This is a genomic window from Bradyrhizobium sp. SPXBL-02 (assembly GCF_051853065.1).
In the GTDB taxonomy this organism is placed as follows: Bacteria; Pseudomonadota; Alphaproteobacteria; order Rhizobiales; family Xanthobacteraceae; genus Bradyrhizobium.
This window is the reverse complement of sequence record NZ_CP182474.1, coordinates 4,128,449-4,140,265: the sequence shown is the minus strand read 5'-3', so window position 1 is coordinate 4,140,265 and position 11,817 is coordinate 4,128,449. Positions and strand designations below refer to the sequence as shown.

General features: G+C 66.5%; 9 protein-coding genes and 1 tRNA gene. 2 read left to right on the top strand and 8 right to left on the bottom strand.

Going from position 1 to position 11,817, the window contains the following annotated elements; all coding sequences use genetic code 11:
• Positions 1–29: 29 nt before the first annotated feature.
• Positions 30–374, top strand: coding sequence for a Rap1a/Tai family immunity protein (locus ACNJYD_RS19255; RefSeq protein WP_439363011.1), 345 nt, complete (start codon positions 30–32; stop codon positions 372–374).
• A gap of 175 nt (positions 375–549) precedes the next feature.
• Here ACNJYD_RS19255 and ACNJYD_RS19250 read toward each other — a convergent pair.
• Positions 550–639, bottom strand: a tRNA-Ser gene (locus ACNJYD_RS19250).
• A gap of 278 nt (positions 640–917) precedes the next feature.
• Entirely contained in the window at positions 918–1,241 is a 324-nt protein-coding gene (locus ACNJYD_RS19245; RefSeq protein ID WP_172788970.1) for a hypothetical protein, read from the bottom strand.
• Positions 1,242–1,728: 487 nt separating this feature from the next.
• Here ACNJYD_RS19245 and ACNJYD_RS19240 point away from each other — a divergent pair, with 487 nt between their 5' ends.
• Positions 1,729–5,133 (top strand): autotransporter outer membrane beta-barrel domain-containing protein, encoded by a 3,405-nt coding sequence (locus ACNJYD_RS19240; protein WP_439363010.1) that lies wholly within the window; start codon positions 1,729–1,731, stop codon positions 5,131–5,133.
• 75 nt (positions 5,134–5,208) lie between these two features.
• Here the strand turns inward: ACNJYD_RS19240 and ACNJYD_RS19235 are convergent, their stop codons facing one another.
• The 6 genes from ACNJYD_RS19235 to ACNJYD_RS19210 all read right to left on the bottom strand — a co-directional run bounded on the left by ACNJYD_RS19235 (position 5,209) and on the right by ACNJYD_RS19210 (position 11,815).
• On the bottom strand, positions 5,209–5,526 hold the full coding sequence (locus tag ACNJYD_RS19235; RefSeq protein WP_172788926.1) for a hypothetical protein: 318 nt from the start codon (positions 5,524–5,526) through the stop codon (positions 5,209–5,211).
• Between the two features lie 397 nt (positions 5,527–5,923).
• Positions 5,924–7,774 (bottom strand): dihydroxy-acid dehydratase, encoded by a 1,851-nt coding sequence (ilvD, locus tag ACNJYD_RS19230; RefSeq protein WP_172788925.1) that lies wholly within the window; start codon positions 7,772–7,774, stop codon positions 5,924–5,926.
• Between the two features lie 288 nt (positions 7,775–8,062).
• On the bottom strand, positions 8,063–8,923 hold the full coding sequence (locus ACNJYD_RS19225) for an ABC transporter permease (RefSeq protein WP_212257090.1): 861 nt from the start codon (positions 8,921–8,923) through the stop codon (positions 8,063–8,065).
• Positions 8,920–9,849, bottom strand: a complete 930-nt coding sequence (locus ACNJYD_RS19220) for an ABC transporter permease (RefSeq protein WP_439363009.1) — start codon at positions 9,847–9,849, stop codon at positions 8,920–8,922. The genes ACNJYD_RS19225 and ACNJYD_RS19220 overlap by 4 nt, the downstream gene beginning before the upstream one ends.
• On the bottom strand, positions 9,849–10,835 hold the full coding sequence (locus ACNJYD_RS19215; protein ID WP_212257092.1) for an ABC transporter ATP-binding protein: 987 nt from the start codon (positions 10,833–10,835) through the stop codon (positions 9,849–9,851). The genes ACNJYD_RS19220 and ACNJYD_RS19215 overlap by 1 nt, the downstream gene beginning before the upstream one ends.
• Positions 10,832–11,815 (bottom strand): ABC transporter ATP-binding protein, encoded by a 984-nt coding sequence (locus ACNJYD_RS19210; RefSeq protein ID WP_439363008.1) that lies wholly within the window; start codon positions 11,813–11,815, stop codon positions 10,832–10,834. Before ACNJYD_RS19210 ends, ACNJYD_RS19215 begins: the two co-directional genes overlap by 4 nt.
• Between the last annotated feature and the right edge of the window lie 2 nt (positions 11,816–11,817).

The window sequence follows — 11,817 nt, the reverse complement described above, 5'->3', positions numbered from 1 at the left end:
ACACCATCGCAGTACTACGGGACCTGCAAATGAAAAGGACTTTCTTCTCAGCTTTGCCATTCGGCCTTTTGTTGCTAGCAGCGTCCCCCGCAATTGCAGAATTTGATGACGGCAACACCCTCTTGAAAATGTGCAACAGCGAAAAGGGGTCGTTCGGGCGAGGCGTCTGTTACGGATTGATCACCGGATATTTCGAGGGCATGCAAATGTCCTACACTTGCTCCAAATTTGCTCCCAACATCAAACGGGGGCAAATCATAGATGTCGTCGCAAAATTCTTGAAGGACAATCCTGCGGATCGCCATCTACCGGCATCGTTGTTGTCATACCGCGCTTTCTACGTGGCATTTGATTGCAAGGAAAAGACTAACTAGCTTGAGTGCGACAGCCTTTTGGGCCGAAGGTTCGCGTGAGCTCTTTGCGAACTTGGGCTGACCTAGAGGCTACGTCCTCCGCTCGTGGGACGATCCCGAGCGATTTTCCTGACCGGAGCTCCGTGCCGGGTCCGGTCCAAAAATACCATCTAAATCGTTGATATTGCACATGATATGGCGGAAGGGGTGGGATTCGAACCCACGGTACCCTTGCGGGCACGCCGGTTTTCAAGACCGGTGCCTTAAACCACTCGGCCACCCTTCCTGAGCCTGGAATGGCTGTCGCTTAACCCAGTCGCCCGCCCAAGGCAACGCGAAGTTGGCCTGCCCTCGCCTCCGGCCTGTTGTCAGGCAAGCGTCAGCCTGTTCGCTTGGGCTGTACCTTCGGCAAATCCGCGGACACCGGCGACATCTCCCAGGGCGTCGCTGGTTGCGAGGCCCGGCCGGATTGGTCTCCATACCCGGGCCTCGTTTTGCGCTTCGCCAAAAGCAAACGGCGCCCCGTGGGAAGCGCCGCTCGAAGACGGTTCTCTTGCGCGGGCGTCAGTAGCCGCACGATGCGCAGTTCATCTGCACCGGGGCGTAATAGGAATAGCCGGGCGAGACCATCTCGACGCGCTGGCGGGTGGCGTATTGCGGCGGGATGCGCTCGTACTGGACGCCCGGCGGCGCCACCATCACGGTCTGCGGCACCATCACGGTGCGATACTGCGCCGGCGTGCGATGCGCGACGACGGAGCCAGGCGAGACCATCACGGTCTCGTCGACGGTGCGGTATTGCGGCGGCACGTATTGCTGCTGGTAGCAGGTCGTGCACGGCGGCGGCGTGTAGCAATTGTAGCAACCGGCGGAGGCTGCGCCCGTCATGGAAATCGCGGCGACGGCCGTGGAGAAGACAACGGCGAGAGTACGAGACATTGCGGTGGTGCCCCAGTTGCCCGAAATGTATTTGCGAAGGTGGCCACGAGTATACGCCGCAAAATCCAGGGCTGCTGAAGTTCATCAAGGCATCCTTAATGCGAATGGCACGCTTTCGCCGGACGTTCAGAACTCATTGACCATCGCGCGAAGGACAGACGACGCGGCGCCTTCAGAACGCGCAACTCGGATCGGCATCGCGGCGCGCGCGCCGACCGCATCGGGCCGAATGACGGGCCGCCCGTCCGCGTGGCTCTGGGATCACACCCGCCGAAAATCCGTCAATCCTCGCGGTTGATGACCGCAACTTGTGCATCTATCTCGCCCAGGTTGCGGCTCACCCTGCTGACCCGCGTGGCCGGATCTGACATGATCCGTCGCAAAGAATCGTCGGCCAGCACCTTAGGATTGCTGAGCTGTCGGCAGGGGTTGGCGGATGCATCTTTGGTCAGTGTCGCGGCGCGACCGGTGCGCCTTGGGCGGCAAGCTCTCATCTGGTAACAAGTCTGCCCTGCTTGCGGTCTTCGCGGCCGCATCCATCGCAATCGTCGCCGCGCATCCCGGCAGCGCCCTCGCCGCCTGCGTCGTGACGGCTGGTCCCAACACGGTCACCTGCAACAGCACGGTCACGACGAACACGGTCAATACGAACGCGGCAAGCGCCTCATCGACCGACCGGACCCAGGCGTTCAGCACGGGTTCGGTGAGCGCCACAATCAATGCCGGCCAGACGGTCAGTGGCTATGGGCTCGCCATCGCCGCGAGCGGGGGCGACGTCAACGTCGTCAACAACGGCGCCCTGACCACCAATCAGCCGGCGAGTGCGCTGGCCGTCAGCACCAGCGCCGGCAGCATCACCTATTCCGGCAACGGCAGCGCCAGCAACCTGGCTGGCAATTCGCCCGGTCTCACCTTCCTCGCCTCCGGCAGCATCACCATCGGGACTAGCGGGACGCCCGTGACACCGAATTTCCAGGGGTCGACCGCCATTGTCGCGTCCGCGTCGAACGCGATCAACCTGGCCCTGAACGGCGGGTCGCTGACGACGCTGTGGCCGGGCGGCGGCGGCGCGCTGCTCAGCGGCGGTGACGTGTCCGTGGCATGGACCGGCAACGGCGCCATCATCAACGCGAGCGGCGCCACCGCCAACAGAGGCCTCGACATCTTCGGGACCGGAGCCCTGACCGTCAGTTCGAATGCCACGATCGGCGGCGCCAGCGCCGCCACGTCGTTCCAGACCGGCATCCTGGCGTCCGCCTTCGGTGCCACGGGCAATGGGGACGTCAACGTCAACCAGACCGGCGGCACAATCTTCGCGACCAACCGGGGCATCATCGCAAGCATCGGCCCGGCGGGATCAGGGACTGTCGCGGTCAACACGGCATCCACCAGCGCGATCACGCTCACCGACCCGGCAGCCTACGGCATCCAGGCCGACACGAGCGGCACCGGAGCCGTGACCGTGCAGCAGGCGGGTGCGATCACCGGAGGTGACATCGGCATCAATGCGGTGATCTCCAATGCCGCAAATTCCCGCGATATCACCATCACCAGCAGCGGCACTATCGATGTCGCATCGACGGGCATCAACGCAGCCACGGCCGGAAGCGGCAACATCAACATCACCACGTCCGGCAACATCCAAGGACCCTTCGGCGGCGGTATCATCGCCAATGCCGTCGATGGCCGCATCACCGTCAACGTGAATGCCGGCACCGTCCTCGGCAGCGCCGGCGGCTTCACCACCCCGGGCATCGGCGCGACTGCATCCGGCAGCGGCGGCGCGACCATCAACATCGCCGCGGGCGCGACCGTCGCCGCATCCCAGTTCATCGGCATCACGGTCAACGGCACGAACAACATCATCAACAATTTCGGCACCATCAGCGGGGACGGAGGTGTCCGTACCTTCGGCGCCACGACCATCGTCAATGCCGGCACGATCGCGGCGTTTTTCGAGGCGGTGCGGTTCGACAACGCCGGAAGCACGCTGGAGATGCAGGGCCCCGGCGCCACGCTCACCGGCCTGGTCGTCGGCAGCGGCGCCGATACGATCCGCTTCTCCGGCACGGGGGCGAACACGTTCAATGCAAGCCAGATCGACACCGGCTGGGGGCTGATCGATAAGACAGGCTCCTCGAACTGGGCGCTCACGGGAACGTCGACGACGACCGCATTCGTGACGATCAATGGCGGTACCTTGTCGGTGAACGGCGACATGACCTCGACCGGCGGCTTCACGGTGAATGCCGGCGGCACGCTCGGCGGCACCGGCATGGTGTCGTCGACCATCATCAACGCCGGCGGCTCGCTCGCGCCCGGCAACTCGATCGGCACGATGACGGTGAGTGGCAATCTCACCTTCACCGGTGGCAGCAATTACGTCGTCGAGGTCTCGCCGGCCACGGCGGACCGCACCAATGTGACCGGTAACGCGACCCTCGCCGGCACGCTGCGCGCCATCGGCACCGGCGGGGCCTATACGGCGGGCACGCATTACACCGTGCTCAACGCCGCGGGCACACTCGGCGGGACCTTCGGAGCGCTGACCGTTTCGGGCAATTTCGGCGCCACGCGCCCGCATATCGAGTACGACGCGAATAACGTCTATCTCGTGCTCGACCAGGCGCTCGTCTCGCCGTTTTTGGTCAACGGCACCCGCAACCAGATCGCGACCGCAGGCGCGGTCGATTCCGCCTTTCTCGGCGGCAGCAGCGCATTCTCAGCGCTGATCGGATTGACTTCGCCGCAGCTCAACGCCGCGCTGGATCAATTGTCGGGCGAGGTGCACGCCTCCACGGTCGGGACTCTGGCGAACGACAGCCTGGCAATGCGCGGCGCGATCCTCGGCCGCTTGCGGCAGGCCTCGTATGGCGGTGACATGGACTCCATGGGCGCGTTCTCGCTTGGCGGCCCCCAGACCGCGTTCGCCGCCTACGCCATGGAGACCGCCCTCGCCTACGGCAAATCGCCTGTGGCGACCAAAGCGCCGATGGCGCCGCCGCGGCCGATCTCCGACACCGTGTTCTGGGCTCAGGGCCTGGGCGCCTGGGGCACGTTCAGCGGCGACGGCAATGCAACCGGCGTGCGGCGTGATCTCGCCGGCTTCATCACTGGCTTCGATACGCGCGTCGGCGGCGCCGGCCGTCTCGGCCTGGCCGCAGGCTATACCGGCACCAAGAACTTGCTCGACGGTCGCGGCTCTTCGAACTTCGATACCGCCCACATCGCCGGCTATGGCGGCTGGCGCTTCGGCAACATCAATCTGCGGGCGGGCGGCGCCTATGCATTCCACAAGATCGATACCGATCGGATGGTGAACATCGTCGGCTTGGCCGATCGCCTGACCTCGCGGACTGACGGCAGCACCGGGCAGATCTTCGGCGAGCTCGGCTACGGCGTCGCATTCGGCAAGGTGGCGTTTGAGCCCTTCGCTGGGGCCGCTTGGGTGCGCGTGCATATCGATGCGACCGCCGAGCTCGGCGGTCCGGCGGCACTGAACGTTGCGGCGCAGACCTTCGAAACCGGCTACGCGACGCTCGGCGCGCGCGCCGCCACTTTCGTGCCGCTGGCGCCCGACATGACGCTGATCCCGAGGGCGACCGTCGCCTGGCAGCATGCCTTCAACAACGTGACCCCGGCCGCCGTGATGGCGTTCCAGGTCGCGCCGGCAACGTTCACGATCGCCGGCGCGCCGATCGCGCGCGACTCGCTGCTCACCGAAGCGGGCTTCGATCTTTCGTTCGGCCGACACATCACGGTCGGCCTCTCCTATGTGGGCCAGATCGGCAACACCGTCACCGATCACGCTGCCAAGGGCAAATTCTCCTGGGCGTTCTAGCTTACTTCGCGCGCCGCTGGTGCTGAGCGCGGCCTGGCCTGCAGCGCCGTCGCGACGGCCCTCGACAATCGAGCTTCAACGCCTCGCTGCTCTTTCCAGGAACTCCAGCAACGAGGGATCGGTCTCCTCGAGCTCGACAAAGCGGCGGCGCAGCTCATCGGCGATTTCGGCGGTGGCATCCCGCGACCATCCCTCCGCGGTATTGAAGGCCACGATCCGTGTGGGATGGAGATACTGCCCCTCGGCGAGATGCCTGAGCAGGGTCGCGCGATTGGCGTCCTCCTCGGCCGTCTCACACCAGGCCCGGCCCAGCCGGCGGCCGAAGTCATCGAGCACGAGATAGACGTCCCGGTCTGTCGTGATTTGCGGCACGAGTGAGGGAGAATGACTCATGGCTAACTCCGCTACTGGAAATCCGGACTTGTGCGGACGGATCTCGATACGGCGACCGCCTCGGCCGAATTCGGAAAAAGGGATTTCGACGATTTTTCACAATGGCACAATTAAATAACAAATAAAAATAAAATTAATAGAAATTAAATAGCGAAATGTGGACAAATGCACTAAGTTGACGGTGCCTGGCGGGCGAGCCCGCACGTCGGGTGCCCACTGCGCAAACGGCTCCCGCTCCCCACCCAACCAGCCCACGCCCCCCGGGGAGGCGGGAGCCGTTCTTTCCGAATCTCCGCTTCGGCTTCGCGTTTCCTGCAACGGCGCATGCGCGTGCTCGCGCGGAGCCGCGCGTCGTTCCGAAGATCTTCGATCCAGCCTTTTGGTGCCGATCAGGCGCTTACTTGCCGCGCCGCTTCACCTCGCGCACCGCGCCGCGCGCGGCGCTGGTAGTGAGCGCGGCGTAAGCCTGCAGCGCGGTGGAGACGTTGCGCTTGCGGTTGGCCGGCTGCCAAGCGGCATCGCCCTTCGCCTCCTCCGCAGCGCGGCGCTTGGCGAGCTCCTCGTCGGAGACCTCGAGGCTGATGCTGCGGTTCGGGATGTCGATGGCGATGCGGTCGCCGTCGCGCACGAGGCCGATGTTGCCGCCTTCGGCGGCTTCCGGCGACAGATGGCCGATGGACAGGCCGGACGAGCCGCCGGAGAAGCGACCGTCGGTGACGAGCGCGCAAGCCTTGCCGAGGCCCATCGATTTCAGATAGCTGGTCGGATACAGCATCTCCTGCATGCCGGGGCCGCCGCGCGGGCCTTCATAGATGATGACCACGACCTCGCCGGCGACGACCTTGCCGCCCAGAATGCCTTCGACCGCCGCGTCCTGGCTTTCGAACACGCGCGCGGGGCCGGAGAATTTCAGGATCGAGGCATCGACACCGGCGGTCTTCACGATGCAGCCGTCCTGCGCGAGGTTGCCGTAGAGCACGGCGAGACCGCCGTCCTTGCTGAAGGCGTGTTCGAGGTCGCGCACGACGCCCTTCTCGCGATCGGCATCGAGCTCGTCGTAGCGTCGCTCCTGGCTGAAGGCGACTTGCGTCGGGATGCCGCCGGGCGAGGCGCGATAGAAGGTGCGCACCGTCTCGCTCTTGGTGCGCTTGATGTCCCAGCGCTCCAGCGCCTCGTTCATGGTCGGCGCGTGCACGGTCGTAACAGAGGTGTCGATCAGCCCGGCGCGATCGAGCTCGCCGAGAATGCCCATGATGCCGCCGGCGCGGTGCACGTCCTCGACATGCACGTCGGCGACCGACGGGGCGACCTTGCAGAGCACGGGCACGCGGCGCGACAGCCGGTCGATGTCGCGCATGGTGAACTCGACCTGCCCTTCATGGGCGGCGGCGAGCAGATGCAGCACGGTGTTGGTGGAGCCGCCCATGGCGATGTCGAGCGTCATCGCATTCTCGAACGCCCTAGAGTTGGCGATGTTGCGCGGGAGCACGGATGCATCGTCCTGCTCGTAATAGCGGCGGACCAGATCGACGATGGTGTGGCCGGCCTCGACGAACAGGCGCTTGCGGTCGGCATGGGTTGCGACCACCGAGCCATTGCCGGGCAGCGCGAGGCCGAGCGCCTCGGTCAGGCAGTTCATGGAATTGGCGGTGAACATGCCCGAGCAGGAGCCGCAGGTCGGGCATGCCGAGCGCTCGATCACCTTGACGTCGTCGTCGCTGACCTTGCTATCGGCCGCCGCCACCATGGCGTCGATGAGGTCGACGGCCTTGGTCTTGCCGGCCAGCTTGACCTTGCCAGCCTCCATCGGCCCGCCCGAGACGAACACGGCGGGGATGTTGAGCCTGAGCGCTGCCATCAGCATGCCGGGCGTGATCTTGTCGCAATTGGAAATGCAGACGAGGCCGTCGGCGCAGTGCGCGTTGGCCATGTACTCGACGCTGTCGGCGATCAGTTCGCGCGACGGCAGGCTGTAGAGCATTCCGTCATGGCCCATCGCGATGCCGTCATCGACGGCGATGGTGTTGAACTCCTTGGCTACGCCGCCGGCCTGCTCGATCTCGCGGGCGACCAGCTGGCCGAGATCCTTGAGGTGGACGTGGCCGGGCACGAATTGGGTGAAGGAATTGACCACCGCGATGATCGGCTTGCCGAAATCGGCGTCCTTCATGCCGGTCGCGCGCCAGAGGCCGCGGGCACCCGCCATGTTGCGGCCGTGGGTGGTGGTGCGGGAGCGATAGGCTGGCATGGCGGTTTCCGTCCTCGGGTTTGCGGGCCGGGCGGGAAAATGTGGAGCCGCCTCAGGCCTTTCCGGCCGGATAGCGCACGGACCCGGCGGGCGCAACGGGAACTTGGGCTGGACAGGGCTCCTCTGCTCCCGGCGCGGGCTTTTTGTCGCCCGTCTTGCTCTCCGTCATTCCGGGGCGATGCGCAGCATCGAACCCGGAATCCATCGGGCGGCAGCACCCGCGGGACGATGGATTCCGGGTTCGCGCCTTTCGGCGCGCCCCGGAATGACGGTGGGGGCGTCGGCGCCTTACTGCAGCGTCGGATCCAGCCGGTCGCGCAGCCAGTCGCCGATGACGGAGACGGCCAGCGTGGTCACGACGATGGTGGTCGCCGGCGCCAGCATGATCCAGGGCGCGCGGGTCAGATATTCGCGGCCGTAGCCGACCATGTTGCCGAGGCTGGTCATCGGCGGCTGCACGCCGAGGCCGAGGAAGGACAGGCCGGATTCCATCAGGATCACCTCGGGGAAGACCAGGGTCGTCGAGACGATCAGGGTCGAGGCGATGTTGGGCAGGATGTGTCGGAGGTAGATCCGCGACGGCGTCGCGCCTAACTGGCGGACGGCGGCGGCGTAGCCTTGCGCATTGGCCGAGATGGCAAGGCCGCGTGCGATGCGGGCATAGCGTTCCCAGCCGAACAGGCCCATCAGGCCGATCAAGAGCGGCAGCGAATTGCCAAAGAAGGCGAGCACGGCCAGCGCCATGATCAGGAACGGCATGCTGGCCTGGAAGTCGGACAGCATCAGCACGAGCTGCTCGACGGCCCCACGAAAATGCGCGGCGAGGAAGCCCAGCGTGGTGCCTGCTACGGCCGAGATCGCGGTGGCGCCGAAGGCGATCAGCAGCGAGATGCGGATGGAAACGAGCAGCCGCGACAGCACGTCCCGGCCGAGCTCGTCGGTACCGAGCCAGTGCGCGGCGTTGCCGGGCGCAGCGAGTCGGTTGCGCAGGTCGAGCTGGGTGAAGCCGTAAGGCGCGATCTTCTCCGCGAAGGCCGCGATCAGGAGCATCGCGACGATCCAGCTGACCGCCAGCGCAACCGAGACCGGAATGGCCGGCAGGCTGATGCAGCGGCGGACAGACGTATCCTTCAGCGTCGCGTCGGTCATGCTTGGGCTCCCTTGCTGCGCAGGCGCGGATCGAGGAAGCCGTAGAGGAAGTCGACGATCAGGTTGGACGTCACCATGGTCATCGCAACCAGCAGCAGGATGCATTGCACGACCGCGAGATCGCGGTTGGCGACGGCGACGACGAGCAGGCGCCCTACTCCCGGCCAGGCGAACACGTTCTCGACCACGACGGCACCGGCGATCAGCGTGCCCACCATGAAGCCGAGAATGGTCACGGTCGGGATCGCCGCGTTCGGCAACGCATGCGAGGTCACCACCTTGCGCCACGGCACGCCTTTTGCGGAGGCGGTGCGGATATAGGGCTGGCCCAGCACCTCCAGCATGGCGCTCCGGGTGAAGCGCGCCAGCACCGCCGCGCCGCCGAGGCTGAGCGTTGCGATCGGCAGGATGGCGTGGCGCCAGCTGTCCTGTCCGCCCGAAGGCAGCCAGCCGAGCTGCACGGCGAAGACGAGCACCAGCAGCAGCGCCAGTACAAAGCTTGGGACGGTGAAGCCGGCGACCGCCGTCATCATCACGGCGCGGTCGATCCCCGAGCCCCGATGCAGCGCCGCGTAGATCCCGGCGGGAATGCCGAGTGCGACCTTGAAAAAGAACGCCGGCAGCGTCAGCGCCAGCGTCGCCGGGATGCGTTCGAGCACCAGCTCGATCGCGGGCCGGCCATCGCGCATGGAGCGGCCGAGCTCACCTTTGGCGATGGCGCCGAAATAGTCGAAATATTGGGCCCAGATCGGATCATCGAGGCCCCAGGCCTTGCGAAACGCCGCGAGCACCTCAGGCGGCGCCTCCGGCCCCAGGATCATCAGCGCGGGATCGCCCGACAGCCGCAACACGATGAAGGCGAAGGTGACGACGAGCACGATCGTGAGCGCGGCGCGTCCGATCCGAATGGCGAAATAACGTCCCATCACGCGGCGTCCCGTGTCGCAGCGCCGGTGACGAGATGGCAGGCGACCTGCCTGTCGCCGCCGACGGCGGACAGCGCCGGCACCTCGCTCGCACAGCGTGCGATCGCCCGCGGGCAGCGCGGATGGAAGGCGCAGCCGGTGGGGCGCGCGGCCGGGTTCGGCGGATCGCCTGCCAGAACGATGCGGCCCGCGCTGCGGCGGCCCGGCGCGGGCGAGGCCGAGACCAGCGCCTGGGTGTAGGGATGCTCGGGCCGCGCGAACAGATCGTCGGCGCTGCCGATCTCGACGATGCGGCCGAGATACATCACGGCGACGACATTGCTGATCTGCCGGACGACGCGCAGATCGTGGCTGATGAACAGCAGCGTCAGCGACAGCTGCGCCTGGAGATCGCAGAGCAGGTTCACCACCTGCGCCTGGATCGAGACGTCGAGCGCGCTGACCGGCTCGTCGCAAACCAGGAAATCCGGCTTCGTGGCGAGCGCCCGGGCCAGCACGATGCGCTGCCGCTGGCCGCCGGAGAGCGCGCCGGGATAACGCGCGCCATGCGCCGGCGTGAGCTCGACGGCGCGCAGCAGCTCGCGGACGCGCTCCTCGCGCATCGGGGGCGTGCCGAGGCCGTGAATGTCGAGCGGCTCGCGGATCTGCGTTGCGACCGGCAGCCGCCGGTCGAGCGCGCCGAGCGGATCCTGGAAGATCATCTGCACCCGCGCGCGCTGCGCGCGCCACGCCGTCGTCCCAGGCGCGGCCATCGGCTTGCCGTCGAACCGCACCTCGCCGCTGTCGGGCGGCTCGAGGCCGAGCACGATGCGCCCCGTGGTGGATTTTCCTGAACCGGATTCGCCGACGAGACCTAGCGTTTGGCCTCTGGCAATCCTCAGCGACACGCCGTCGACGGCATGCACGGCCGCAGCTCGCCCGAACATTCCGGACCGCATCGCATAAGTGCGCGAGATCGCGGAGACCTCGACGAGTGGGGGGCTCATTCGGCGGCAATCCCGAGCAGCGCGCGGCGCGAGGCCTCGGCGCGGATGCAGGCGACGCTGCGATCATCGGCGATCGGCGCCAGGCTCGGCGCCGCAAGGCCGCATGATTCCGCGACCAGCGCGCAACGCGGCGCGAAGGCGCAACCGCCGGGCATGTGCGCGGGATCAGGCACGGTACCGGGGATGGCGGTGAGGCGCCGCCGCGGACCATCGAGCGGCGGCAGCGCGCCGATCAACCCTTGCGCATAGGGATGCAGGGGATCGGCGAACAGCTGGTTGCTCGGGGCCTGCTCGACGATGCGGCCGGCATACATCACGGCGACACGGTCGCAATTCTCCGCGACGACGCCGAGGTCGTGGCTGATCAGCACCATCGTCATGCCGAGCTCGCGGCGGACCGTGGAGAGCAGCTCCAGGATCTGCGCCTGAATGGTGGCATCGAGCGCGGTGGTCGGCTCGTCCGCGATCAGGAGATCGGGATTGCCGGCCAGCGCCATCGCAATCATGATGCGCTGGACCTGGCCGCCCGAGAATTCGTGCGGATAGGCCTCCAGCCGCCGGCCCGCGTCGGGAATGCCGACGAGGTCGAGCAGCCGCCGCGCTTCCGCCTTCACGGCGTTGCCGGAGAGATTGCGATGAAGCGCCAGCGCTTCGCAGAGCTGCTTGCGGATGGTCAGCACCGGGTTGAGCGCGCTCGCCGGATCCTGGAAGATCATGGCGATGCGCCCGCCCCTGACCTGGTCGAGCTCGGCGGCCGGAGCGCCGAGAATCTGGCGCCCGTCGAGCCGCACCGAGCCCGAGACTTGCGCATGCCTCGGCAACAGGCCGAGTGCGGCCAGCCACGTCACCGACTTGCCGGAGCCGGACTCGCCGACGAGGCCGATGGCCTCGCCCTTTTGCAAGGTAATATCGACGCCGCGCAGGACCGGCACGCCATTGAAGGCGACGCGCAAGTCCTCGATGCTGACCAGCGGGGGCACCT